Source organism: Acinetobacter sp. 22323 (assembly GCF_052044895.1).
GTDB classification, from domain to species: domain Bacteria; phylum Pseudomonadota; class Gammaproteobacteria; order Pseudomonadales; family Moraxellaceae; genus Acinetobacter; species Acinetobacter schindleri.
Map to the genome: position 1 here is coordinate 1 of NZ_JBQEOL010000003.1, position 26,007 is coordinate 26,007.

Sequence of the window (26,007 nt, forward strand, 5' to 3'; positions counted from 1 at the left end):
GCAGCAGATGCAGCAGCAGAGGCAAGAGCTGAGGCGGAAGCGGCGGTGAATGATTTAGCCGCAGGTGGTGTCCGGGATGCGCTGGAAGATCGCCTGGATGCAATCAACGATCCAATCACGGTACCACCGGTGAATGATGCGGATGCGAATGGTGTAGAAGACACAGCTGCAGAACAGGCAGCAACAGCATTGGTGGAAGACGCGGAAGCAGCACAAGAAGCTGCAGAAGAGTTGCTCGCCGAACTTCAGGAAGATGGCTTAATCACTCCTGCTGAACAAGCGCAGTTACAAGCAGCAGCAGATGCAGCAGCAGAGGCAAGAGCTGAGGCGGAAGCGGCGGTGGATGATTTGGCCGCAGGTGGTGTCCGGGATGCGCTGGAAGATCGCCTGGATGCAATCAACGATCCAATCACGGTACCACCGGTGAATGATGCGGATGCGAATGGTGTAGATGATGTAATAGAGGCAGAAGGCGCTGTTGTTGCAGCAGAAGCACTGTATGCTGAAAAACAGGCTGATCTGTATGAATTGGCAGATGCAAATGGCAATGGTGTGATCACACCGGAAGAATATGAAACCGCTCTGGTGGAATTACAGGACGAACTGGCTATAGCTCAGGCAGAAGTAGATCAAGCCCGTGAAACTGCACGAGATCTGGTAGACTTATTACCTGCTGGAGAGATAAAAAGTGACCTTCAATCTCGTTTGGATAATCTAGATCTTGCAATTCCCGCAGTAAATGATGCGGATGATGATGGAATTCCAGACAATTTTGATGCTATTGCAGTAGATGATCAAAGAGATGTAGAGGTTAATGTTAGCCCTATAATTACTGCAAATGTTGCTCAGGGTTCTGGCACTGTAGTTGCCACTGTAGGATTAGTTGAGCTGGATTTAAATGTACTGGGACGACCTGTAGTGAGCTTTAATGTTCAGGAGGGTCATGAACAGGATGTCACATTTAATGTTACTACATTATTAGACCTTAGCTTGTTTGGTAATCCAACTATCATTTTACAAAAATTGGAAAATGGTGTGTGGACGAGTGTTGATTCTAGTGCCCAAGGTGCAACCTTAATTAATCTCGATATCTTGACGGACGGTTTCCGAGCAACAGCTGAAGGCTTAGACGCAGGCGAATATCGTGTTTATCTGGCATCTACTAGCGTGTTAACAGTTAGTTTATTAACACGAGTAACAGCTACTGCTACAGATTATGATTATACCCAAATTGGTTCAGTAACTGCTTCAGAGATACAGGGTAATGTATTTGAAGATACAAACTATCTGGCAGGAAAAGATACCATTACTGTGAATACAAAGGTTATTCGTATTGAAGTAAATGGTGAAACAATAGAAATACCAGAAAATGAGTCCGTAACTATTCTAGGTAATTATGGTCAATTAGTAATTAGTTCAAGCGGTCAATATACTTATACTCTAACTACACCAAACGTATCGGATATCGGTCAGCAAGACGTCTTTATTTACACCATTAGTGATCGTAATGATACAGATCCTTCCAATAATACAGCTAATTTAACTTTCAACATTATAAGTCCGGATATAAGTGGTAATGTGAATGCTCAAGATGATAATTTCGATATTGATGTAAATATATCTAAACAGATCGACTTTATTGATCATGAGCTTGTGAGTACTGCACAAGCGGCAAGAAGTACACAGCTGACTGAAGCTTCAGATTCAATAACCTTTATTTTAGGTGATTTAAATAATGGAGTAATACAAATCTCAAGTGGATATGTTGCGACAGCAGGTGCTAATACCACAGTTACCTATACTCTGTATCGAGATGACGTACCAGTGGAAGGTTATACAAATCTATCAAAAACTGCTTCTCATACACTTGGAGTGATTGCTGCAGAAACTCTAGCAACCATTAATTTATCAGACCCAAATCTGTTACCAGGTAATTATAGACTTGAATATACGGTAACTAAAGCTGCTCGCTCTACTATAACAGGTGCAGCAACTTCCGCAGCTCCGGTAACTATCACTCTGGATGGTTCATCTTTCGTTATTGGTGAGAATACTGATGCAAGTAAATCACAGTCGATCGTGACAGGTAATTTATATGCTGATAATGGTTTGGGAGCAGATAGTTTAGATGGCTATGCTACTAAATTAAAATTTGGTGCAACTCAGATTAGCCTTAATGAGACAACAATTATTGAAACAGCTCAAGGTACTTTGATAGTTTCTGGTAATGGCGATTATATCTATACAGCAAAACCAGTGTCGAATGTAAATAGCATTACACCAGATCAGATCGAGTATGAGCTAGTCAGCCCGAATGGAGCAACTGATACGGCTACAGTTAGCTTCAATCCTATTATAAATACTGAAGGTACTGTTGCTATAAGTACGACGGAAAATGATGTCTTCAATACAGGCACAGGTGCTGATACAGTTATATATGACTTGTTATCAGGTTCGGCATTAACTAGTACGAATGCAGGTAATAATACAAGTATTTCTGGTAATGATGTATGGGCAGATTATAACTTTAATGAAGGTGATACGTTAGATTTACGTGGTTTATTTAAAGAACTAGATGAAGGAACGATTACTACTGAAAATGTGGGTGGTTATATTCGTCTAGAGCAAGATGGTAATAATGTAAAAGTAAGCGTAGATTTAGATGGTCCAAATCTGGTAGGTGGTAGTATCTATACTGGATTGATTATTCTGAATAATACGAACGTAACTTTGCAAGACCTGTTAGAAAATAATCAAATCATTTATTAAATAGTTTTTTGAAAAAAATCCCGCCTTATGCGGGATTTTTTTATTACTCATTCAATCTATTTCTCGGTTTTTCAACCAATCACCAATCATTAAAAAAATCTTTTAAATTCGACTATTTCCTCATATAAAAATTAAATTTTAGAAAAATAAAGTGATATTTCCGTTTGATTAAATTTCTATAATAGCTTGCTTATAAATATAAAACTTTTATAGTAACTTTTTATAAATTAAATATTTATTTTAAATATATTCATTATTTTGCTTATAATAAATAATCAACAGATATAAGCATTTGGTTCACATAACTAATACTTTTTATCTATAATTTAAAACGAAAAATTCAAAAAGGTGTACTATATTCATCTTAAACGTGTGATTAAGGTAACACATTTAATGTCTCTCTCCCCATTATCTAAGGCTGTATATGCATCTTTAACTGCTTTGCTATTGGCGAATACTGCTACTCATGCTGCGGATGCATTCAGTGCAGAAAGTCCATGGATGTTCGGCGATTGGAATGGTCAACGTGCCCAACTTCAAGAACAAGGTTATGATTTCAGTTTTGGTTATACCGGTGAGGTAGCAACCCTGATTGATGCCAAAAGATCATCTGATCACGGTACTGAATACGCCGACCAGTTTGCAATCGGGGCCCATCTGGATCTGGAAAAAATTGCAGGATGGAAAGATACCGAAGCACAAATTACGGTGACTCAGCGTAACGGTCGTAACTTATCCAATACTGCTGAAGCGCTTAATGGACACTTAAGCTCGGTGCAGGAAGTATGGGGACGTGGTCAAACCTGGCGTTTAACTGACTTCTGGATCAAGAAAAAATTCCTAGATCAAAAACTGGATGTCAAAGTTGGTCGCTTTGGTGAAGGTGAAGACTTTAACAGTTTTGATTGCGATTTCCAGAACCTGGCATTGTGTGGTTCACAGGTAGGCAACTGGGTCGGTGACCAATGGTATAACTGGCCAGTATCACAGTGGGCAGCACGTGTGAAATATAACCTCATACCTGAAATCTTTACCCAAGTGGGCGTCTATGAATATAACCCTGAGAATCTGGAACGTGGTAAAGGCTTTAACCTGAGCACAGACGGCTCTACAGGCGCGATTATTCCGGCAGAAGTGGTGTGGACACCAAAACTCGGTGAACGAAAACTTCCAGGGGAGTATCGTGCCGGGTATTACTACAGTACCGCAGGTTCAAAAATTCTTGACGGTGTAACGCCTCAAGAGATCCAGACTAAAACAGACCATCATCAAGGTGGCTGGATTGTTGCCAAGCAACAATTGACGGCACAGCAAGACGATATATCTCGTGGTTTAAACGGTTTCGTGAACGTCACTGTTCATGACTCTAAAACCAACCAAGTTAGTGATATGCAAAATATTGGCCTTGTGTATAAAGGCGCAATGGATGCTCGTCCAAAGGATGAAATTGCGTTTGGTATTGCCCGTATCCATATGAATCATGATGCATTGGGTGACCGTAGTGAAGAAATCGATGCGGAAATCTACTACGGATTGCATGCCACGAACTGGTTAACCATTCGACCTAACCTTCAGTATGTTCGCCATGTCGGTGCATACAGAAATAGTGAAAACGTTTGGGTAGGCGGTATCAAGTTTAATACCTCCTTTTAAAAAGAGTTTTTAGTTGCAAATACATAATTGAATCTCCCATGACTTTGAGGCATTGATAAACAGATGCCTCAGGTATGTATTTATAACTAAGAACTTAACAATATGGTGCTCATGCATTCGAATTGCATGAGCGAAAAGAAATCTTATAAAGGTGTTCAATATGAATACTTCGTCTTCAGGTTCAGTACTGAAAACGATTATGGCAGTCATTGCTGTTATTTTCGGTCTGGTACTACTGATCGGAGGGATTTACCTGGCAGTACTTGGTGGGTCTTGGTACTACATCATTGCCGGTATTTTCTTTATTGCAACCGCAGTGTTATTACATAAACAGAAAAGTACAGCACTGATCGTATACGCCGTGCTGATTTTAGGCACAGTGGTATGGGGGCTATGGGAAGTTGGTTCGGACTTCTTCGCACTCGCACCTCGTTTAGACATTTTAGGCCTGTTCGGTTTAGCACTTCTCATTCCAGCAGTGACGCGTGGTTTTGGGGAGACAAAAGGTGCCAGGATCGCACTCACCAGTACTTTGGCAATTACCATTGCGGTAATGATCTATTCTGTGTTTAATGACCCGCAAGAAATTCGTGGTGAGTTAAAATCACAGCAGCCTGCAGTGCATCAGTCTATTCCAGGTATTGCTGACGAAGACTGGCCAGCCTATGGCCGTACTCAATCTGGTCTACGTTATTCTCCATTGAAACAGATTACTGTTGATAACGTAAAAGATCTGGAGCTGGCTTGGGAATTTCATACCGGTGATGTAAAAACGGATAAAGATTCTGGTGAAACTACGAATCAGGTAACCCCGATTAAAGTGGGTAATAACCTGTTTATGTGTACCACTCACCAGTATCTGATTGCACTTGATCCTGCGACGGGTAAGGAAAAATGGCGTTTTGATCCTAAGCTGAAAGCGGACAATACCTTCCAGCATTTAACGTGCCGTGGAGTGTCTTATTATGATGCCAATAACACTGCCGGTTTTGAAAGCAGTCTAGCTGCTCGTTCTACAACGTCTGCCGAATGTCCTCAGAAAGTAATCTTACCAGTGAATGACGGACGTTTGGTGGCGGTCAATGCAACTACGGGTAAGGTATGTTCCGACTTTGGTAATAACGGCGAAGTCGATCTGCAAAAAGACATGCCATTCCCATATCCAGGCGGTTATAACCCGACTTCACCTCCTGTGGTGACAGGTACAACCATTATCATTGCGGGTTCAACCACAGATAACTATTCAACTGAAGAACCTTCAGGTGTCATTCGTGGTTATGATGTAAATACTGGTGAATTGCTCTGGGTATTTGATACGGGTGCGGAAGATCCAAATGCGATTCCTGCTCCAGGGCAAAAGTTTGTACATAACTCACCAAATGCATGGGCACCTTTAGCTTATGATGCCAATCTGGATATTGTCTATGTGCCTACAGGTGTCGGTACACCAGATATCTATGGTGGTCATCGTACTGAACTGGACGAGCGTTATGCCAATTCAATGCTGGCATTGAATGCCTCTACTGGTAAATTAGTCTGGAATTTCCAGACTACCCATCATGACCTATGGGATATGGACGTACCAGCTCAACCGACATTGACTGATATCAAAGATAAAAACGGGAATATGGTGCCAGCTATCTACGTGCTGACCAAGACTGGCAATGCCTTTGTATTAGACCGTCGTAATGGTGAAGCGATTATACCAATCACTGAGAAACCGGTGCCTCAATCTGTAAAACGTGGTCCACAAACTAAAGGTGAGTGGTATTCAAAAACTCAACCGTTCTCTGACTTCAACCTGGCTCCTCAAGATAAATTGACGGATAAGGACATGTGGGGTGCCACCATGTTTGATCAGTTAATGTGTCGTGTATCGTTCAAAAAACTGAACTATGACGGTATTTATACACCACCCTCTGAAAACGGGACGCTGGTCTTCCCAGGTAACTTGGGGGTATTCGAATGGGGCGGTATGTCTGTGAATCCAGACCGTCAGATTGCATTGACCAACCCAATTGGTTTGCCATTTGTATCTCGTCTGATTCCGCAAGATCCGAACCGTAAGCAGACTGCCAAAGGTGCAGGTACTGAGGCGGGGGTACAGCCAATGTATGGGGTGCCGTATGGTGTTGAAATCAGTGCCTTCCTGTCTCCATTTGGCTTGCCATGTAAGCAGCCTGCATGGGGCTATGTGGCGGGTGTAGATCTGACCACCCATGAAGTTGCCTGGAAACGCCGTATTGGTACCATTCGTGACAGTATGCCGGGTATTCCATTACCCCCATTTAAAATGGGTGTGCCAATGCTCGGTGGTCCAATCTCGACTGCGGGTAATGTGATGTTTGTTGGTGCAACTCAGGATAACTATATCCGTGCCATTAACGTAAACAATGGGGATGAGTTATGGAAAGGTCGTCTGCCAGCAGGTGGTCAAGCCACTCCAATGACTTATGAAGCCAACGGTAAACAGTATGTGGTGATTATGGCGGGTGGTCATGGTTCCTTCGGTACCAAAATGGGCGACTCTTTAGTGGCCTATGCATTACCAGACAACAAATAATGAAGTTTTGTAGTTAAGTAAAAAAGCCTGATTCGTCAGGCTTTTTTATGCAGAATACAGGCTGTTATAACAATGAATCTTAAGCAGCAAATCATGATTGGTCAGATGAGCATGTTTATAAACATGATGCACTGATCTCATGCTGCTGAGCATTCGAGATACAGCAAAAAACACTTTATAAATATTTTGGCTTCCATGACATGCGTAGACGCCAGACTTCAGGAATATAAGCTATGTACCTTCATATAAGACGGTTACCGATGAAATCAACATTGTCCTACCTGATCGTCTGTATCAGTCAAGGCATTCATGCGGAAGAACCAGTGACGGAGGTACAGCGACTGGCACCCATCGTGGTTGAAGCAACCCGTACCGACCGTACATTGCTGAACACCCCGGCTTCAGCTTATTACCTGAGTCAGAATCAGCCAAATAGCCTGAATGTAAATCTCTCTGAAACCTTAAAAGGTGTACCAGGGTTGCAGCTGAATAACCGCGAAAATTACGCTCAGGATTTACAGATCTCAATGCGGGGCTTCGGCGCACGCTCGACTTTCGGTGTGCGAGGAGTACGTTTATATGTGGACGGTATTCCTGCGACTATGCCGGATGGGCAGGGGCAAACCTCGAATATTGACCTGAATAGTCTGGATCATATTGAAGTGCTGAGTGGTCCATTTTCCTCGCTATATGGTAATTCTTCTGGCGGAACCATCCTGACACAAAGCCGTGAAGGGCAAGGACCTGATTCAGTCACTTTAGGATATTCAGGTGGCAGTCAAAATAAAGGCCAAACCAATCTGGTGCTGCAAGGCGGTGCGGACAATGCTTCTGAGCCAAGTTATGTTATCAGTTCATCCTATTTTGATACGGACGGCTACCGTGACCACAGCAGTGCGCATAAAGTCCTGAATAATGCCAAGCTGACCTGGGAGCTGGACGATGGTTCTAAGATTAACTGGATCAACAACTATGTCAAAATTTCTGCCGATGACCCGGGTGGTTTAAACCGTGAGCAATGGCGAGCAAATCCTAAACAGGTTGCAAATAATGTGCTGCTTTATAACGCCCGAAAAGAGATTGAACAGTTTCAAACAGGTTTAACCTGGAACAAACCTATTGATGATCAGCATGAATTGTACGGTATGGCGTATTGGGGGCAGCGTGAGGTTACCCAATATCAGTCTATTCCTAAATGTAGATTTGAAAATAACATTTGTGTGCCAGATACTAGTCAATTAGCTGCTAAACATCCAGGTGGGGTAATTGATTTTGACCGTCAGTTTTATGGGACTGACTTGCGTTGGACAGGGCGAGAGATTCTGCCAAATACCAAACTGATTGCTGGTGTCGCCGTAGATGCCATGACCGAAGAGCGGAAAGGCTATCAAAATTTTGTGGGTAATACTTTAGGTGTTAAAGGTGAATTACGTCGTAATGAAGACAATACCTTATGGAATGCAGACCCTTATTTACAGATATCTTATAACTTTGTGCCAGACTGGACTTTAGACGCAGGCTTGCGTTATAGCAATGTGCATTTTAAATCTGATGATCATTACTTAAGTAATGGCGATAATTCAGGTAAAACCACTTATGAGAAATTACTGCCTTCAGCCGCGCTAAGCTGGCAGATTCTACCCGAATTGATGGCCTATACCAGCTATGCCCAAGGCTTTGAAACACCAACTTTTACAGAAATGGCCTATCCAGCGGATAACAGTAATAACAGCTTGAGCTTAAATGCGGCAGAAAGTGAAACTTATGAAATTGGCTTAAAGGCTGCTAATCGCTTCGGTGACTTTACTGCAGCCGCTTTCCAGACCCAGACTGAAAATGACATTGTGTCTGCAGGCAATGATAATGGTCGCTCTACTTTCCGTAATGCAGATAAAACCTTAAGAAAAGGGCTAGAACTTTCCTGGAGTAAAGACCTCTGGCGTGATCTCACTGCTCAAGCCAGTTATAGCTATATAGATGCAACTTTTGATGCAGATATTCCTGCAATTCTTAATGATGAAGGAGAGATTGTAGTATCTAGAGTGGCATCCGGTAACTACATTCCGGGTATTGCTAAAAATCAGGCTTTTCTTGGTTTAGGCTGGAAACCTGAAAATGGCTTAAATGCGGGTTTAGATGTACGTTATTCAGACCGTATTTATGTCAACGACATTAATTCACAGTATGCGCCAAGTTATACCATTGCCGGTGCCAGTGTTGGCTATAACTGGAATATGAAAGACTGGTCTGTCAAAACTTTTGCGCGTGTAGATAATTTGTTTGATAAAGACTATTCAGGTTCGGTGATTGTCAATGAAAGCAATGGCCGTTTCTATGAGCCGGCAGAAGGGCGAAACTGGAGTGCCGGATTGAGTATAACCAAAGCGTTTTAATTAAAATAATTTGTGGCTGCTCAATTTTCAAAATAAAAAATCCCGCTTCCTGAGCGGGATTTTTTATATTTAAGCTTTGACCAGTTGATCAGAGGATTTGAGGTAAAACTAGATCGTTTTCTGATTCACTCGTTTTGATAATTCCTCGGCACTTTCGACCCGTTCAGAACATCGATCGGTGAGATAAGCAGACTGACCGCGAGTGAGCAGGGTGAACTTGTAGAGTTCTTCCATCACATCCACAATGCGGTTGTAATAAGGTGATGCTTTCATGCGCCCATCTTCCTCAAACTCAAGGAAAGCTTTGGGTACAGAAGACTGATTTGGAATGGTGATCATCCGCATCCAGCGTCCTAAAACACGCAACTGATTCACTGCATTAAAGGATTGTGAACCACCACAAACCTGCATCACGGCCAGTGTCTTGCCTTGCGTGGCACGAATTGCACCGGCTGCCAGAGGAATCCAGTCAATCTGGGCTTTTAAAATCGAACTCATCGAACCATGACGTTCCGGTGAACACCAGACCATGCCTTCTGACCAGGCCAAAAGCTCATGCAGTTCTTTTACCTTAGGGTGACTCGTATCTGCATCCTCCGGTAAGGGTAATCCTTTGGGATGGAAGATTCTAACTTCGGCGCCAAAATATTCCAGTATCCGGCCAGCTTCCTGAACAGCGAGGCGACTGTAGGATCGGTCACGGTTTGAACCATACAGCAGCAGAATACGAGGTGGATGATCCAATGCTTTGGCCTGAACTTTATCCAGTGTCGGTGTTTCTAGCAGATTCACATTGATATTCGGGAGATCCATCGGGTTATGCCTCTTTAAACACTTTTTTTCTTAGCCATAATGAAACGCTGACCAGCGCAATCAGAACCGGAACTTCAACCAAAGGGCCAATCACGGTGGTAAATGCCACAGGGGAGGCGAGACCGAAAGTGGCAATCGCAACTGCCAGCGCCAGCTCAAAATTGTTGCCCGCTGCGGTAAAAGAAATAGCCGCAGTTTTGGGATAATCATTGCCCATCCACTTGCTCATAAAGAAGCTGATAAAGAACATCACCACGAAATAAATGGTCAGGGGAATGGCAATTCTGAGTACATCCAGTGGCAAGCTGACCACATCACCGCCTTTAAGGCTAAACATGGCAATAATGGTAAACAACAGGGCCAACAGGCTGAGCGGGCTGATTTTTGGAATAAACTGCGTTTGATACCACTCCAGACCTTTTTGCTTGACCAGAATCAAACGTGTCAAAAAGCCCAGTAAAAATGGAATGCCCAGATAAACCAGAACCGCGTGGGTAATCGTCCAGAAGCTGACATCAATCACTTGTGCTTCAATACCAAAATAAGGCGGCAAGAAGGTCAAAAACAGCCAGGCATAAGTACTGAAAAACAGGATCTGGAAAATACTGTTAAATGCCACCAGTCCGGCCACATACTGATTATCGCCACACGCCAGACCATTCCAAACCAGCACCATGGCAATACAACGCGCCAAACCGATCAGGATGACACCGGTCATATATTCAGGATAGGATTGTAGAAAAATCAGCGCCAATGCAAACATCAGGCAGGGAGCAATCAGCCAGTTCTGAACCAGAGACAGGGTGAGTGTGCGTTTATCCTTAAATACCTGCGGCAAGGTGGCATAGTCCACTTTGGCAAGTGGCGGATACATCATGATAATCAGACCGATTGCAATCGGAATATTGACCGAATCAATACTCATCCGGTCTAAGGCAATCGACGCCTGAGGAAAGAAAACCCCAATCCCGATCCCCAGCAGCATGGCGATAAAAATCCAGATAGTCAGATTTTTATCTAAAAATGACATTTTTGAAGCAGACATGATATTGGGCTCAGGATAATTCACAAGATGTTGAAATGGTGGATTTTAATTTTTGAATTTCCGGATCTTGTGCGATGACTGTTAATACTTCATTTGCCCAGACCGGCAAATCCGGATTTAAACGGTAATAAACCCATTGCCCTTGGCGTTGATCCAGCAACACACCCAGATTTCTCAATAAAGCCAGATGACGGGAAATTTTAGGCTGGCTTAGATTTAATTGTTCTGTGAATTCACAGACGCAGACATTCTGTTTGGCCATGACCAGCTTTAAAATATCTAAACGTGTTGAATCGGCAAGACATTTGAAAAAATCGGTCTGATGCATCGCGATACCCTGATATATTTACTATTGCGAATATACGGATATCCATATATAAAAGCAATATTGTTTCTGTATTGAGAAAAGTCATGTCGCAAAAGATCAAGATTTATCATAATCCCGAATGTGGAACCTCTCGAAATACCTTGGCCTTGATCCGTAATACCGGTGAGGAACCACAGGTGATTGAATATCTGAAAACACCACCGACCAAAGAAGAGCTGATTCAGTTAATCCAGGATGCGGGTCTGTCGGTACGCGAAGCGATTCGTAAAAATGTTAAGCCCTATGAAGAACTGAATTTGGAAAGCAGTGATTGGACAGAGTATCAACTGATTGATTTCATGCTGCAACATCCGATTTTGATTAATCGTCCATTTGTGGTGACTGAACTGGGTGTGAGATTGTGTCGACCATCAGAAGTTGTTTTAGATATTCTTTCCGCTCCGCAGCACGCAGCTTTTAGCAAGGAAGACGGGGAAATGATCATTGATGAAGCAGGGAAGAGATTGAAATAAATCGCGGGATTTAAAGTCGATCGCTCAGATCACAAAAAAGCCACCGCAAGGATGGCTTTTTATTTAAAGCTAAAATGACAGATATCGGATCATTTTAAGCTAAACCTTACCAGCTTAATGCACCGCCAGTTTGGTAATCTGTTACGCGCGTCTCGAAGAAATTCTTCTCTTTACGCAAGTCCATCATTTCTGACATCCACTGGAACGGGTTATTTACGCCAGCAAACTGTTCAGGCAGACCTAACTGCGCCAGACGACGGTTCGCAATGAACTTTAGGTATTCTTCCATCATGCCAGCATTCATACCTAATACACCGCGTGGCATCGTGTCACGTGCGTATTCGATTTCCAGCATGGTACCTTCAAGAATCATCTGGATGATTTCTTCCTGGAACTCAGTGGTCCATAAACCTGGGTTCTCGATCTTGATCTGGTTAATCATATCGATACCGAAGTTCAGGTGCATTGACTCATCACGCAGGATGTACTGGAATTGCTCGGCAACACCATTCATCTTGTTACGACGACCCATTGACAGGATCTGGCTGAAACCGCAGTAGAAGAAGATGCCTTCAAGTACACAGTAGAACGCGATCAGGTTGCGAAGCAAAATCTGGTCGTTTTCAGGTGTGCCAGTTTTAAATGTTGGATCGCTTAACTGTTGCGTATATTTCAAGCCCCACGCGGCTTTACGTGCAACTGACGGTACTTCGCGGTACATGTTGAAGACTTCGCCTTCATCCATACCTAAAGATTCGATACAGTATTGGTACGCATGCGTGTGAATCGCTTCTTCAAATGCCTGACGCAGGATATATTGACGGCATTCAGGGTTGGTAATGTGACGGTAAATCGCCAGTACCAGGTTGTTTGCAACCAGTGAATCCGCAGTCGAGAAGAAACCAAGTGAACGCATCACGATGGTACGTTCATCTTCAGTCAAGCCATTTTCAGACTTCCATAGCGCGATGTCGTGGTTCATATTCACTTCTTGCGGCATCCAGTGGTTTGCACAACCGTCCAGATATTTCTGCCAAGCCCATTCGTATTTGAATGGAACAAGCTGGTTCAAGTCCGCACGACAGTTAATCATTGCCTTGTCGTCAACTTGTACACGTTGCGCGCCCATTTCAAGCTCTTCCAAGCCTGGAGCAACATCAAGCTGTTCTAGGGAAGCAGATGCTCTTGCCAACGAATCGGTTGGATTTGATCCTCGGTTTTGAGTGGCTCTAAGGGGTTGTGCAGCTGCCACATCCGACGATGTGTTGCTTGCATCAGGTACCACCTGTGAATTAGACGCTTTTTGCGGCTCGACGGGCGCAGGCTGCTGTGTTTGTGCAGCTGGTTTTTGCGAATCATCTTCGAAATCGTCCCAACTTAAGATAGACATATCAGTTCTCTCTTCGATGCTTATATCTTTTATTAGACATTCAGCCTCGCTGAAATGTCCTACTATACGCTCAATTTATGTAAGCAAAATTAAGTTTTGTCGATGACTGCTCTGCTTTTGTACGGAAGAGCAAAAATCCCCACTACTTATTTTGCTTGCGCGATTTATGAGCCTTTAACCAGAAATAGGCAATTGGCAAATAAAAGGTAAGTACAAAGGAAACGACCAGTGCCACAAGTCCTAACAGGTAATTGTGAGTCATATGCGGCATGGTGGTTTCCTTTTATTGGTATCAAGCTGAATTAGTTTGATGCTGCTTCAGCCAGTCCCAAATATCTTTATTTAACCAACCTTGTCGATTGGTTGAAGTTTCTATGACTAATAAAGAGTCATTGTTGTCCATATGTTTTTTAAGTCTTTCTGATACTGCAGAAGCATTACCATTAGAGCAAACGGACCAATATGAATCCATTACCTTGCAATAACCATTGAAACTTTTAATTTCAGCGATTAAATCTTTGTAATTTTGACCTGCTTTATTTAAGTCATAACTTACAGAATAAACTGTCATTTTGCTTTACCTCGCATATATGTTGGACAGTTTTACTTAAAAGTCCTTGACGATATTGCGAGATCAGGCGATTATTTACCTGCTTTTTGCGAAGCAATATGTCGAAGAACTCGCTTCTTAGACTAGAAAGGGGATCTGTAGGAAGATTCCCTTTTTTTATGTCTAAAATTTGTCTCTTGGGTTTAGTAGTAGGAATTACTTTACCTTCGAGTTGAATTAACTATTTAAATAATTAATCCAAAATTTTTAATCCCCCTAAATCCCCCTTTATAAAAGGGGGAATTTCTCCCTCCTTTATTAAAGGAGGGTCGGGGAGGATTTAAAACCTGTCAGATTACTGACAAGCCTCACAATCAGGGTTGTCAATTGAACATGCCATTGGTACTGGTGCTGCATTTGCAAAACCTTCTTCCTCAGCAGGAACTTCAGGTTTTGCTTCAACTGCTGGAGCGACTGCCGCAACAGGCGCTGCAGTTGCAGTCGCTTTAACAGCATTTAGTGCGCCAGTATTAATCGTTGATTTCTCAGCAGAAGTCGCACCCAATGCACGTAGGTAATAAGTTGTCTTAAGACCACGTAACCAAGCCATCTTGTAAGTGATGTCCAGTTTCTTACCGTTTGCACCAGCGATGTAAAGGTTCAGAGACTGAGCCTGGTCGATCCATTTTTGACGACGTGAAGCAGCATCTACGATCCAGCGAGTTTCAACTTCAAATGCAGTCGCGAAGATCGCTTTTAGCTCTTCAGGAATACGGGAAATCTTCTGCACAGAACCTTCGAAATGTTTCAGGTCGTTGACCATGACTGCATCCCAAAGACCACGTTCTTTCAACGCACGTACCAGGTATGGGTTAATCACGGTGAATTCACCAGACAGGTTCGATTTCACATACAAGTTCTGGAATGTAGGCTCAATTGACTGAGACACGCCACAGATGTTTGAAATCGTTGCAGTTGGCGCAATCGCCATCACGTTTGAGTTACGCATACCGTCTTTTTGAACTTTGGCACGTAAAGTATCCCAGTCCAGACGTTGAGTGCGGTCGACTTCGAACATACGTTCTGGGCGAGTTTTCGCAACCAGGTCAAGCGAGTCAATTGGTAAAATACCTTGATCCCACAGTGAACCTTTAAATGTTTCATACGTACCACGTTCAACAGCAAGGTCACTTGAAGTTGAAATTGCGTAGTAAGAAATCACTTCCATCGATTCATCAGCAAATTCAACCGCCGCTTCAGAACCATAAGCAAGGTTCATTTCGTAGAGCGCATCCTGGAAGCCCATGATACCCATACCCACTGGACGGTGTTTCAGGTTTGAATTACGTGCTTGAGGAACAGCGTAGTAGTTGATGTCAATGACGTTATCAAGCATACGAACTGCAGTTTTAACAGTGCGAGCAAGTTTTTCGCGGTCTAGTACACCACCTTGAACGTGTTGAACCAGGTTGATTGAACCTAAATTACATACTGCAATTTCTTCTTTGCTAGTGTTCAGCGTAATTTCTGTACACAGGTTAGAAGAGTGAACTACACCCACGTGTTGTTGTGGTGAACGCAGGTTACATACGTCTTTGAATGTGATCCACGGGTGACCTGTTTCAAACAGCATCGACAGCATTTTGCGCCACAAATCTTTTGCACGGATTTTCTTGTGCAACATGTTTGTTTCTTTGGCAATGCTTTCGTAGTAAGCATAACGCTCAGCGAATTCAGCACCAGTCAAATCATGCAGATCAGGCGTTTCAGAAGGGGTGAACAGTGTCCACTCTGCATCTTCGAATACACGTTGCATGAACAGGTCAGGAACCCAGTTCGCTGTGTTCATGTCGTGGGTACGACGACGGTCATCACCAGTGTTCTTACGCAGTTCCAGGAATTCTTCGATGTCCAAGTGCCAAGTTTCAAGATATGCACATACTGCACCTTTACGCTTACCACCTTGGTTTACTGCAACAGCTGTATCGTTCGCTACTTTCAGGAACGGAACCACACCTTGTGATTTACCATTTGTACCTTTGATGTATGAGTTCAGGGCACGAACTGGTGTCCAGTCATTACCTAAACCGCCTGCCCATTTAGACAGCATTGCGTTATCACGCATCGCGCCATAGATATCAAACAGGTCATCATCAATCGTGGTCAAGTAGCAGCTAGACAACTGTGGACGAAGCGTGCCTGAGTTAAACAGGGTCGGCGTAGATGCCATGTAGTCGAAGCTAGATAACAGGTTATAGAACTCGATTGCACGCTCTTCACGGTTTTCTTCGTTCAGGGCCAGACCCATTGAAACACGCATAAAGAATAATTGCGGCAATTCGAAACGTACGCCATCCGAGTGGATGAAATAACGGTCAAATAATGTTTGCAGACCTAGATAAGTAAACTGGTTAGAGCGTTCTGGTTGAATCGCTGCAGCCAATTTAGTCAGGTCAAAGTTAAGAAGTTCAGGTGAAAGAAGTTCTAGCTCAATCCCTTTTTTCAGGTAAGTTTCTAGCGCATCGCCTTCAACGGTATCTGTAGGTAAACCCAGGAACTCTAAACCAGTTGCCACCAGGTCATTACGTAATAGACGAGCAGTTACATAAGTATAGTTTGGTTCTTGTTCGATACGGGTACGGGTCGCCATCATCATGGTTGTAGAGATATCTGACTCTTTTACGCCGTTATACAGGTTTTTTACGGTCTCATCGACAATTGCCTGAACGTCGATTCCTTCAAGGCCTTCAGCAGCTTTAGCAACAGTTTCAGTCAGTTGGCTCAGGTCAAGCGGTTTGAGTTTGCCCGCTGCATCAGTAATTTGCAGGGTAGGGTGATGGTTGGCACCCAGCTGCTTACGAGCGTCAGAACGTTGTTCGCGATAGATGACATAGGCACGCGCAACTTTCTGTTCGCCGGTACGCATAAGCGCAAGTTCAACCTGATCCTGGATTTCTTCAATGTGAATCGTCCCACCAGAAGGCAAGCGACGTTTGAAAGTGTTCATGACCATTTCCGTCAGCTGCTCAATACGATCGTGAATACGGCTTGAGTCAGCACTTTGTTGGCCTTCAACAGCCAAAAAAGCCTTACCAATTGCGACAGAAATTTTTTCTGCATCAAAAGTGGCAACATCACCGGTGCGTTTAATCACCTGAAGTTGACCAGGAGTTGAAGTAATTACGCTCATTTTAGCATAGCTCCATTGTCATCTATTTTTATGTTTATGGACCGTTTGAACTGGGCAATTTTTATGCCACAGTGTTTGAGGAATAAACACAATACCTAGTGGTTTAAAAATTAATTGAACACAAGATACGGGAAAATTTAGGGTAGATCAATATTGACATTTTAATAAATATTTTAGTGAAACAACCTGAGAAACTTTATTAAAAAAATCCTTTTTTTATCATCTTGGTGCAAGCCTTATTCGGCAAGGCATAGCATAACAAAGCTGGCAAGAAGTCCTTATAGATAACATTGTGGATAACTCTTTTTGAGCAAATTGAGGGGCATTTTTTATTCAGATAGACGGTTACCTAGCCTAGATTTGTTCAATGTTTTGTATAAAAAATGTCGCTAACAGAAATATCTGCAAAAAAATATTACAAAATGCTACTTTGATGTATCAGTTTGGTGAACGCTATCTTGTTTACAATGTAAACGTGTGTATATTGCTTGCTATATCCACCGTATCTATCAGATTTCAAAAGGATACGTCCATCGAATAAAGGTGCACAATATATGAGCCAAGAAGAAAAGTTACCCAAAATTCTAATCGTTGAAGATGATGAGCGTCTTGCTCGTTTAACTCAAGAATATCTTATTCGTAACGGACTTGAGGTAGGGGTAGAGCCCGACGGTAATCGTGCGATTCGTCGCATTATCGCCGAGCAGCCAGACATGGTAGTTTTAGATGTTATGTTGCCAGGTGCGGATGGATTGACCATCTGTCGTGAAGTTCGTCCACATTATCATCAACCGATTTTGATGCTGACTGCACGTACTGAAGATATGGATCAGGTATTGGGTCTGGAAATGGGTGCGGACGACTATGTCGCTAAACCGGTTCAGCCGCGTGTGCTATTGGCGCGTATTCGTGCCTTGTTGCGTCGTACTGATAAAGTACCTGAAGATGAAGTGGCTCAACGTATTGAATTTGACGATCTTGTGATCGACAATGGTGGCCGTTCTGTGACCTTGAATGGTGAATTGGTAGACTTTACCAGTGCAGAATATGATCTGTTGTGGTTGCTTGCATCAAATGCAGGCCGTATTCTTTCGCGTGAAGATATTTTCGAGCGTCTTCGTGGCATTGAATATGATGGCCAGGACCGTTCAATTGATGTTCGTATTTCGCGCATCCGTCCGAAAATTGGGGACGATCCAGAAAACCCTAAACGTATTAAAACAGTTCGTAGTAAAGGTTATCTGTTCGTTAAGGAAACCAATGGCATGTAAATACATGCCATTCCTAAGCTGAATAAGCGGGAAAGCTTATAAGTGTTCAAACACAATATATTTTTGCGTATTTATGCAGGACTTGTCATTCTGGTACTCCTGGTGACCCTGTTCGGCTATCTGTTGGTGCAGATTATTAACTACCAGCGGGCGCAGGTATATCGTGAGTCCTTGACTGATGGTATGGCCTATATCATGAGTGAAGGGGTGGCACGCCAGCCGAATATGCAGCAGAAACTGGACTGGATTTCGGATGCTTCAGATTTGCTGGAGCTTCCGATCTATTATGTAGAAGCTGAAAAAGTTGATCTGACCCGTGCAGAGAAACGTCGTATTGAAGACCGTAAGGCGGTAGTGCGTTGGGATGCACAAACCTCAGTGGCTTATGTGGTCATTGGATTGCGTGATGATCCAAAGCATTTTCTATATATAAAGGCAGACAATATTACCGAGCGCCAGATGAAGGCGCTGCCGGTATTTATTCTGGACTATCTGGTTTATTACCCAGGTCAGGAAAAAGAATATCTGGAAAAGATCCAGAAGTATTTTTCTTATCCAATCAGTATTCAGGATGTGCAAAGCCTGCCGCTCGATTCAGAACAGATTGGCCGTCTACGTCTAGATCACAGCATTATTCTCTATCGTGATAGTGCCACGATTCGCGGTACCACTATTTCAATTGTTTCTCCGATTCCGAGCTCAGTGTCTGAAGTACTGGTGATGGGGCCTGTGCCTTTGTTTAACTGGATGCCATTCCAGTTGGCAGCCGGGATTACCTTGCTAAGTATGTTTGTGCTGAGTCTGGGGGTATATGGTTTGCTGGTGCCGATGCAACGTAAGCTGCGTGAAGTTAGCTATGCCCTGAACAAGATGAAGTCCGGTAACATGTCAGTGCGTCTGGCGATAGATGGTAAGGATGAAATGGCATTATTGGCATCCAGCTATAATGCCATGTCGGATCATATTCAGCGTCTGATCGAAGCTCAGCGTGAGTTGATGCGTGCAGTTTCACATGAACTGCGGACCCCTGTTGCGCGGATCCGTTTTGCTATGGAAATGCTGGCGGATGAAGATGATTATGAATATCGTCTGCAACAGATGGAACAGATCGATAAAGACATCGAGGCTTTGAACAAGCTGATTGATGAGATCATGACCTATGCCAAACTGGAGCAGGGCACACCTTCCCTTGATTTCGAGAAGATTAATCTGCATGAAGTGCTGGATCAGGTTGTGGCTGAAACTGAAGCGCTAAAAACTGGCAAGAAAGTCGAGCTGCATCAGGTGCCGATGGATATCGAGGTTGAGGCCGAGCGTCGTTATTTGCATCGTGTGGTACAAAATCTGGTCGGGAATGCTGTGCGCTATTGTGATGAAAGAATCATGATTAGCGGTGGTATTGATGCCAATCATCAGGCTTATATCTGCGTAGAAGATGATGGTGCGGGGATTCCGGAAGAAGATCGTGCTCGCGTCTTTGAAGCCTTCTCGCGCCTAGATGACAGTCGTACCCGTGCATCTGGTGGTTATGGCCTGGGTTTGTCGATTGTTAGCCGGATTGCCTTCTGGTTTGGTGGCAAGGTCGAAGTAGATCAAAGTCCTAAACTGGGTGGTGCACGCTTTACCATGAGCTGGCCAGCACAACGTTATAAGAAGAAATCCCGCTTTAAGGCTGTTGAAGAGCATAAAGAAGACCTGGATTCCTTATAAAAAGGTGTCTGTAGATTATAAAAAACGATGCATCCGCATCGTTTTTTTATTGAGGCTAATTAATGAAAGCACTCAGGTTTTTTAATTCGCTTTATTCGTGGATTTCAGCATCGGGCTCAATGATCGGTTTACCTTCGCGTAAACTTTTGGCCGCTTCCGAATTCAGATTCACCAGAAGGTTATTGTACTTTCCATCGATGTTATAGCCTTGAATCAGTTTTTGGTCGCCATGCAGAGTTTCCACGCGATATTCATCAGCAATATTTAAAATGCCTTCTAAATTTGTCGAGGCAGAAGCGAAATCCTTGCCAAATAGATCATAAATATCCTGCAAGTTGAAATTAGGAGCATTTTCCTCAGGATGCTTCACAATATAGTTTTCAAGATGTCGAACAAATAGCTGGGCATAGAGAAAATAATCAGGTTTATGGGTGAACTTTAAACTCATATATTCAATCCTTCTTGTTCATTTTTATGCTGTTTATAGGAATAACACAAAGAGATAAAGGGATGAAGTTGCAGATGCAAGTGGTTGCAAAAAGTACACAATTCACAGGCAGTAATTATGTTTCAGTAGAATCAGCCATTAAAACAATTAAACTGATTTTGGAAAAAATAATGAATTTATTGTTTTTGATTTATTAAAGCGATTATTTCGCAACATGGGCGATAGAACCTAGAAAAATCGGGTATTCGTCCAAAAAATCATCCAAAAGACTAAGGCTTATAAGCTAGCAAGTGAAATCCAAAATCAGGTACAATTGGCGGGATTAATTTTGTGTTTGGTGTATTTGAAGGCCAATACATACATTCTTTGTTAATACATAGGCCTGCCAGGAGTTATCCCCGCATGAGTGCCATTACTCCATACGAATGGGCAATTATTGCCTTCGTGATCGGCGTTACATTTTTATGCGTCTTTATGCTTACTGTCCCATTACTCCTCGGGGGTAAATCATGGGGCCGTGCCAAGCAGGAGCAGTTTGAGTCAGGCGTAGTCAGCGCAGGTGGAGCTCGTATCCGCTTGTCTGCAAAATTCTATTTAGTTGCAATCTTCTTCGTCGTATTCGATTTAGAAGCACTTTATCTATATGCATGGGCAGTTTCTGTTCGTGAAGTGGGTTGGATTGGTTTTGCAACTGCAGCTATCTTTATTTTAGTTTTACTTGTCGGTTTGATTTACGAATTATCCACCGGCGCACTTAACTGGGCACCTTCAGACAAACGTAAGGCGACAGGAGTTAAAACTAAGATTGGTTCGCCAAACATGGATATCGCAGAAATCACTCGCTTCAACTCAATTGAAGAATTGGTTATAGACCCGACTGGTCAAATTCCAGCTCAATCATCTGGTCGTGTGAAAGGTTCACCGGCTCCATTATCTGATAAGGAGTAACCCGGGATGAAATACACTCTAACCCGTGCGAATCCGGATGCTGATCAATATCCACTTCAGGAACGTATTGTTGTCGACGATCCGTTACTACAAGAAGAAGTGAATAAAAACGTATTCATGACTCGCTTAGAAGATGTGCTGCACACTGCAGTAAACTGGGGTCGTAAGAACTCAGTTTGGCCGTTCAACTTTGGTACATCTTGCTGCTACGTAGAGTATGCAACGACCTTAACCGGCGTGCATGACTTGTCACGTTTCGGTGCCGAAGTTATTCGTGCTTCACCGCGTCAGGCGGATTTGATGATTGTTGCAGGTACCTGCTTCGTGAAAATGGCTCCGGTGATTCAACGTCTGTATGAACAGATGCTTGAACCGAAATGGGTTATTTCAATGGGTGCATGTGCCAACTCAGGTGGTATGTACGACATTTATTCAGTTGTACAAGGCGTGGATAAAATTATTCCGGTGGATGTGTACATTCCAGGTTGCCCGCCACGTCCTGAAGCATTGATTCAAGCACTCATGCTATTGCAAGACCAGATTCAACTTGAGCGTCGTCCGCTTTCTGCGGTGATTGGTGATGATCTTCAGCCAGTGTATAAGCCAAAGATGATGCCAGAACGTGACCGTAAGAAAGATCAGCGTATTGCTGTGAAAAATCTGCGCTCAATGGATGAAATTAAATAATTTAAGCGACAAATTTCTTTATGCACCCGACTTGGGTGTAGTTGTCGTTTAGGTTGACTGAATTTGTATTAAATAGGAAGCCAAGCCAATGGCTGAAACTGACATTGCTATGCCAGAATCAACATCTGTTGATTCCCGCCCTGCATTTGCAATTGTAGAAGAGCTCAAAACCAAGTTTGGTGAGAACTTCTATGTGCAAACAACTTTCGAGGATTTCCCGACAGTTTGGGTTGAGCGCGCACGTGTACAAGACGTTTTAATGTTCTTGCGTACAGTGTCACGTCCATACGTGATGTTGTTCGACCTGTCAGCGGTAGATGAGCGTCTGCGTACGCACCGCGACGGTTTACCTGCGTCTGACTTCACTGTGTTCTATCACCTGTTGTCGCTAGAGCGTAATACGGACATCCGTATTAAAGTTGCATTGAGTGAGAGCGATCTCAATATCCCGACTGCAACCAACATCTGGCCAAATGCCAACTGGTACGAACGTGAAGCCTACGATATGTTTGGCATCAACTTCGAAGGGCATCCAATGCTTCGTCGTATCCTGTTGCCAACTTACTGGGAAGGTCATCCACTTCGTAAAGAATATTCTGCACGTGCGACTGAATATACGCCGTACCGTCAGAACCAGGCGAAGCAGGACTACGAACAGGAACATCTTCGTTTCGTTCCTGAAGACTGGGGTATGAAACGCGGCACAGCTGACGAAGACTTCATGTTCCTGAACCTGGGTCCTAACCACCCGTCTGCGCATGGTGCATTCCGTGTGATTTTGCAGATGGACGGTGAAGAAATTAAAGACTGCGTACCAGATATCGGCTATCACCACCGTGGTGTGGAAAAAATGGCTGAACGTCAAACCTGGCATTCATTCATTCCGTATACAGACCGTGTCGACTACCTTGGTGGTTGTGCGCAAAACATGCCATACGTGATGGGTGTAGAGCAAATGGCCGGCATTACCGTGCCTGAGCGTGCGCAATGTATCCGTGTCATGATGTCGGAACTGTTCCGTATCAATAACCACTTGTTGTATATCGGTACTGCGATTCAGGATGCTGGTGGTATGACGCCAGTATTCTATATGTTCGCTGACCGTCAAAAGATCTATGACGCGATTGAAGCGATCACCGGTTACCGTATGCATCCAGCATGGTTCCGTATCGGCGGCACTGCGCATGACCTTCCAAACAACTGGCAGCACCTGATCCGTGAAATCCTGGACTGGATGCCAAAACGTTTGAAGGAATACCACACTGCAGCACTGAAAAACTCTGTATTTGAAGGCCGTACCCGTAACGTAGCGCAATACGATGCTAAATCTGCATTGGCTTGGGGCGTAACCGGTACTGGTTTGCGTGCGACAGGTATCGACTTTGACGTACGTAAATACCGTCCATACAGTGGTTATGAAAACTACGATTTCGAAGTGCCGGTGGAGTACGAAGGCGATGCATATGCACGTGTGATCGTTCACTATCGTGAAATTGAACAATCGCTGAAAATCATCAAGCAATGTCTGGACAACATGCCGTCTGGTGCGTACAAAGCGGATCACCCACTGGCTGTTCCACCACCAAAAGACAAGACTTTACAAGATATTGAAACCTTGATTACGCACTTCCTGAGCGTGTCATGGGGTCCTGTAATGCCTGCAGGTGAAGCATCTGTAATGGCGGAAGTGGTAAAAGGTGCATCGAACTACTACTTGACTTCAGACAAGTCAACCATGAGTTACCGTACCCGTATCCGTACACCGACCTTCACCCACTTGCAGCAAATGCCTTCCGTGATTAACGGCAGTCTGATGTCTGACTTAATCATTTATTTAGCGACAATTGACGTCGTAATGGCTGACGTGGATCGCTAAGGGGTAAACGATTTATGATGATTTTGACTGATAAAAAGCCACGTGTGAATGTTGAAGGGATTTTGACAGCTGATGAAATCCACGAGATTGAACATCACATTGGTCACTATCCGTACCCACGTGCAGCGTGCCTAGATGCGCTGAAGTGTGTACAGCGTCGCAATGGCTGGGTAGACGATGCACAGATGAATGCCATCGCGCAGATGCTGAGCATGAGCCTTGCCGACCTTGAAGGTGTTGCGACTTTCTATAACCGTATTTACCGTCAGCCGGTAGGCCGTCACGTGATTTTGTTATGTGATTCGATCGCGTGCTTCTTGATGGGTGCGGAAACTTTAGCAGAAGCTTTCCAGCGTGAATTGGGGATTTCGTTTGGTCAAACAACCGCTGATGGTCGTTTTACTTTGCTACCAATCTGCTGCTTAGGTAACTGTGACAAAGGTCCAACCCTGATGATTGATGAAGATACTCATGGTCTGGTTGAAGTGACCTCAATTAAACAGTTATTGGAGAAGTATGTATGAATACTGAACCAAAACCAATTTATGGCGACGGTAATCCAGAAACGCATCCATTGACCTGGCGTTTGAGCAAACAAGCCAATGTTCGTAGTGTGGATGACTACGAAGCTTTAGAAGGTTATGCAGGCTTTAAGAAAGCGCTCACCATGCCGCCTAAAGATGTGCTTGAAATCATTAAAGCAGCGACTGTTAAGGGTCGCGGTGGTGCAGGCTTCCCGGCAGGTATCAAGTGGTCTTTGATGGCGCCAAATGACAATTCAGGTCCTCGTTACCTGATTTGTAATGCCGATGAGATGGAACCAGGTACTTTCAAAGACCGTCTGTTGATGGAAGATCTTCCACACCAGCTGATTGAAGGTATGTTGATTGCAGGTTATACGCTTGAAGCAACCCATGGTTATATCTTCATCCGTGGTGAATACATCGAAGCTGCTCAGTACTTAAATGAAGCACTTGAGCAAGTTCGTGCCAAAGGTTACCTGGGTGACAACATCCTGGATTCAGGCTGGAGCTTCGAATTACACGTGCATACCGGTGCAGGCCGTTATATCTGTGGTGAAGAAACCGCATTGATTAACTCGCTTGAAGGTCGCCGTGCCAATCCGCGTACTAAACCACCATTCCCGCAGGTTGCAGGTGCTTGGGGTCGCCCTACGATTGTCAACAACGTAGAGACCTACAACAACTTACCGGCAATCATGCTGCGTGGTCCTGAATGGTATATCAACTTGTCTGCGGGTAAGTCGAAAGATCCAGGTACCAAAATTTATGGTGCTTCAGGTAAGGTGAAATTCCCGGGTTTATGGGAGCTTCCATTTGGTACGACAGCACGTGAAGTGATTGAAGACCATGCGGGTGGTATGCGCGACGGTTTGAAACTGAAAGCATGGTTACCGGGCGGTGCATCAACTGACTTCCTGGCTGCCGAGCATATTGATCTTCCTATGGATGCGGAAAGCATCATGAAGGCAGGTTCGCGTTTAGGAACTTGCTTATTGATGGTGGTAGATGAAACCCAATGTATGGTTTCAGCGACACGTAACCTAGAAGAATTCTTTGCACGCGAATCATGTGGTTTCTGTACGCCTTGCCGTGATGGCTTACCTTGGGCGGTGAAAGCGCTTAAAGCACTAGAAGATGGTACAGGTAAGAAAGAAGATATCGATCACTTACAAGAGCTTACCCGTAAGCTTTGGATTGGTAAAACTTTCTGTGCTCACGCACCAGGTGCGATGGAACCGTTAATGGGCGCACTCAAACATTTCCGTGGCGAGTTTGAAGCAAAAGTGGTGAATGCCGCAGCTCAAACCAGCAACGTAGAACAAGCTTAAGGAATTCGA

Annotated in this window: 19 protein-coding genes; 12 read left to right on the plus strand and 7 right to left on the minus strand. The window is 43.8% G+C overall.

The features are described 5' to 3' along the window. The 4 genes from ACTJIX_RS02450 to ACTJIX_RS02465 form a co-directional block, all read left to right on the plus strand. Positions 1 to 2,769 (plus strand): BapA/Bap/LapF family large adhesin (locus ACTJIX_RS02450; protein ID WP_440611134.1); only part of this gene is annotated, 2,769 nt, incomplete at its 5' end. 393 nt (positions 2,770 to 3,162) lie between these two features. Continuing rightward, positions 3,163 to 4,422: a carbohydrate porin gene (locus tag ACTJIX_RS02455; protein ID WP_440611135.1), complete on the plus strand. Its 1,260-nt coding sequence runs from the start codon at positions 3,163 to 3,165 to the stop codon at positions 4,420 to 4,422. A gap of 160 nt (positions 4,423 to 4,582) precedes the next feature. Further along, a complete protein-coding gene (locus ACTJIX_RS02460; protein WP_440611136.1) occupies positions 4,583 to 6,985 on the plus strand; it encodes a glucose/quinate/shikimate family membrane-bound PQQ-dependent dehydrogenase in 2,403 nt (800 codons plus the stop codon). A 233-nt stretch (positions 6,986 to 7,218) separates the two neighbouring features. Next, entirely contained in the window at positions 7,219 to 9,378 is a 2,160-nt protein-coding gene (locus ACTJIX_RS02465; RefSeq protein ID WP_440611137.1) for a TonB-dependent receptor domain-containing protein, read from the plus strand. A 108-nt stretch (positions 9,379 to 9,486) separates the two neighbouring features. On the opposite strand, the gene arsH is transcribed toward ACTJIX_RS02465, so the two are convergent. From arsH to ACTJIX_RS02480, 3 genes are read right to left on the minus strand one after another with little or no spacing between them, the layout of a single operon-like run. After that, positions 9,487 to 10,191, minus strand: coding sequence for an arsenical resistance protein ArsH (arsH, locus tag ACTJIX_RS02470; protein WP_440611138.1), 705 nt, complete (start codon positions 10,189 to 10,191; stop codon positions 9,487 to 9,489). 4 nt (positions 10,192 to 10,195) lie between these two features. After that, positions 10,196 to 11,236 (minus strand): ACR3 family arsenite efflux transporter, encoded by a 1,041-nt coding sequence (gene arsB / locus ACTJIX_RS02475; protein WP_440611139.1) that lies wholly within the window; start codon positions 11,234 to 11,236, stop codon positions 10,196 to 10,198. Between the two features lie 10 nt (positions 11,237 to 11,246). Then, positions 11,247 to 11,564, minus strand: coding sequence for a metalloregulator ArsR/SmtB family transcription factor (locus tag ACTJIX_RS02480; protein WP_440611140.1), 318 nt, complete (start codon positions 11,562 to 11,564; stop codon positions 11,247 to 11,249). A gap of 83 nt (positions 11,565 to 11,647) precedes the next feature. Here ACTJIX_RS02480 and arsC point away from each other — a divergent pair, with 83 nt between their 5' ends. After that, positions 11,648 to 12,076 carry an arsenate reductase (glutaredoxin) gene (gene arsC, locus ACTJIX_RS02485; RefSeq protein ID WP_440611141.1) on the plus strand — a complete coding sequence of 143 codons (429 nt, stop codon included), beginning with the start codon at positions 11,648 to 11,650 and terminating at the stop codon, positions 12,074 to 12,076. Between the two features lie 106 nt (positions 12,077 to 12,182). Here arsC and ACTJIX_RS02490 read toward each other — a convergent pair whose 3' ends face one another. The 3 genes from ACTJIX_RS02490 to ACTJIX_RS02500 form a co-directional block, all read right to left on the minus strand. Further along, positions 12,183 to 13,466, minus strand: a complete 1,284-nt coding sequence (locus ACTJIX_RS02490) for a ribonucleotide-diphosphate reductase subunit beta (RefSeq protein WP_004814661.1) — start codon at positions 13,464 to 13,466, stop codon at positions 12,183 to 12,185. Between the two features lie 292 nt (positions 13,467 to 13,758). Next, positions 13,759 to 14,037: a hypothetical protein gene (locus ACTJIX_RS02495; protein ID WP_004814665.1), complete on the minus strand. Its 279-nt coding sequence runs from the start codon at positions 14,035 to 14,037 to the stop codon at positions 13,759 to 13,761. A 334-nt stretch (positions 14,038 to 14,371) separates the two neighbouring features. After that, complete coding sequence (locus ACTJIX_RS02500; protein WP_004891691.1) at positions 14,372 to 17,206, minus strand: ribonucleoside-diphosphate reductase subunit alpha; 2,835 nt, start codon at positions 17,204 to 17,206, stop codon at positions 14,372 to 14,374. Between the two features lie 554 nt (positions 17,207 to 17,760). Here ACTJIX_RS02500 and bfmR point away from each other — a divergent pair. Both bfmR and bfmS read left to right on the plus strand, forming a co-directional pair. Further along, positions 17,761 to 18,477 (plus strand): response regulator transcription factor BfmR, encoded by a 717-nt coding sequence (gene bfmR, locus ACTJIX_RS02505; RefSeq protein ID WP_004891693.1) that lies wholly within the window; start codon positions 17,761 to 17,763, stop codon positions 18,475 to 18,477. 42 nt (positions 18,478 to 18,519) lie between these two features. Continuing rightward, the gene (gene bfmS / locus ACTJIX_RS02510; RefSeq protein ID WP_004891695.1) at positions 18,520 to 20,187 is read left to right on the plus strand and encodes a sensor histidine kinase BfmS; all 1,668 of its coding nucleotides are present in this window, start codon (positions 18,520 to 18,522) and stop codon (positions 20,185 to 20,187) included. 91 nt (positions 20,188 to 20,278) lie between these two features. On the opposite strand, the gene ACTJIX_RS02515 is transcribed toward bfmS, so the two are convergent. Then, positions 20,279 to 20,635, minus strand: a complete 357-nt coding sequence (locus tag ACTJIX_RS02515; RefSeq protein WP_004891698.1) for a hypothetical protein — start codon at positions 20,633 to 20,635, stop codon at positions 20,279 to 20,281. Between the two features lie 402 nt (positions 20,636 to 21,037). Between ACTJIX_RS02515 and ACTJIX_RS02520 the strand changes: the two genes are divergently transcribed. The 5 genes from ACTJIX_RS02520 (at position 21,038) to nuoF (ending at position 25,998) form a co-directional block, all read left to right on the plus strand. Beyond that, positions 21,038 to 21,583 carry an NADH-quinone oxidoreductase subunit A gene (locus ACTJIX_RS02520; protein ID WP_004814675.1) on the plus strand — a complete coding sequence of 182 codons (546 nt, stop codon included), beginning with the start codon at positions 21,038 to 21,040 and terminating at the stop codon, positions 21,581 to 21,583. A gap of 6 nt (positions 21,584 to 21,589) precedes the next feature. Then, positions 21,590 to 22,270: a NuoB/complex I 20 kDa subunit family protein gene (locus tag ACTJIX_RS02525; RefSeq protein ID WP_004814676.1), complete on the plus strand. Its 681-nt coding sequence runs from the start codon at positions 21,590 to 21,592 to the stop codon at positions 22,268 to 22,270. Positions 22,271 to 22,358: 88 nt separating this feature from the next. Further along, positions 22,359 to 24,146: an NADH-quinone oxidoreductase subunit C/D gene (gene nuoC / locus ACTJIX_RS02530; RefSeq protein ID WP_004891702.1), complete on the plus strand. Its 1,788-nt coding sequence runs from the start codon at positions 22,359 to 22,361 to the stop codon at positions 24,144 to 24,146. Between the two features lie 14 nt (positions 24,147 to 24,160). Continuing rightward, the gene (gene nuoE / locus ACTJIX_RS02535; protein WP_004814680.1) at positions 24,161 to 24,670 is read left to right on the plus strand and encodes an NADH-quinone oxidoreductase subunit NuoE; all 510 of its coding nucleotides are present in this window, start codon (positions 24,161 to 24,163) and stop codon (positions 24,668 to 24,670) included. Continuing rightward, positions 24,667 to 25,998, plus strand: coding sequence for an NADH-quinone oxidoreductase subunit NuoF (gene nuoF, locus ACTJIX_RS02540; RefSeq protein WP_004814681.1), 1,332 nt, complete (start codon positions 24,667 to 24,669; stop codon positions 25,996 to 25,998). Before nuoE ends, nuoF begins: the two co-directional genes overlap by 4 nt. The last annotated feature ends 9 nt before the right edge of the window (positions 25,999 to 26,007 follow it).

What these genes read in the sequence shown, in the direction of transcription:
- ACTJIX_RS02455 (WP_440611135.1), top strand. Translation starts at nt 3,163, where the DNA reads ATGTCTCTCTCCCCATTATCTAAGGCTGTATATGCATCTTTAACTGCT.
- ACTJIX_RS02460 (WP_440611136.1), top strand. Translation starts at nt 4,583, where the DNA reads ATGAATACTTCGTCTTCAGGTTCAGTACTGAAAACGATTATGGCAGTC.
- ACTJIX_RS02465 (WP_440611137.1), top strand. Translation starts at nt 7,219, where the DNA reads ATGTACCTTCATATAAGACGGTTACCGATGAAATCAACATTGTCCTAC.
- arsH (WP_440611138.1), bottom strand. Translation starts at nt 10,191, where the DNA reads ATGGATCTCCCGAATATCAATGTGAATCTGCTAGAAACACCGACACTG.
- arsB (WP_440611139.1), bottom strand. Translation starts at nt 11,236, where the DNA reads ATGTCTGCTTCAAAAATGTCATTTTTAGATAAAAATCTGACTATCTGG.
- ACTJIX_RS02480 (WP_440611140.1), bottom strand. Translation starts at nt 11,564, where the DNA reads ATGCATCAGACCGATTTTTTCAAATGTCTTGCCGATTCAACACGTTTA.
- arsC (WP_440611141.1), top strand. Translation starts at nt 11,648, where the DNA reads ATGTCGCAAAAGATCAAGATTTATCATAATCCCGAATGTGGAACCTCT.
- ACTJIX_RS02490 (WP_004814661.1), bottom strand. Translation starts at nt 13,466, where the DNA reads ATGTCTATCTTAAGTTGGGACGATTTCGAAGATGATTCGCAAAAACCA.
- ACTJIX_RS02495 (WP_004814665.1), bottom strand. Translation starts at nt 14,037, where the DNA reads ATGACAGTTTATTCTGTAAGTTATGACTTAAATAAAGCAGGTCAAAAT.
- ACTJIX_RS02500 (WP_004891691.1), bottom strand. Translation starts at nt 17,206, where the DNA reads ATGAGCGTAATTACTTCAACTCCTGGTCAACTTCAGGTGATTAAACGC.
- bfmR (WP_004891693.1), top strand. Translation starts at nt 17,761, where the DNA reads ATGAGCCAAGAAGAAAAGTTACCCAAAATTCTAATCGTTGAAGATGAT.
- ACTJIX_RS02515 (WP_004891698.1), bottom strand. Translation starts at nt 20,635, where the DNA reads ATGAGTTTAAAGTTCACCCATAAACCTGATTATTTTCTCTATGCCCAG.
- ACTJIX_RS02520 (WP_004814675.1), top strand. Translation starts at nt 21,038, where the DNA reads ATGAGTGCCATTACTCCATACGAATGGGCAATTATTGCCTTCGTGATC.
- ACTJIX_RS02525 (WP_004814676.1), top strand. Translation starts at nt 21,590, where the DNA reads ATGAAATACACTCTAACCCGTGCGAATCCGGATGCTGATCAATATCCA.
- nuoC (WP_004891702.1), top strand. Translation starts at nt 22,359, where the DNA reads ATGGCTGAAACTGACATTGCTATGCCAGAATCAACATCTGTTGATTCC.
- nuoE (WP_004814680.1), top strand. Translation starts at nt 24,161, where the DNA reads ATGATGATTTTGACTGATAAAAAGCCACGTGTGAATGTTGAAGGGATT.
- nuoF (WP_004814681.1), top strand. Translation starts at nt 24,667, where the DNA reads ATGAATACTGAACCAAAACCAATTTATGGCGACGGTAATCCAGAAACG.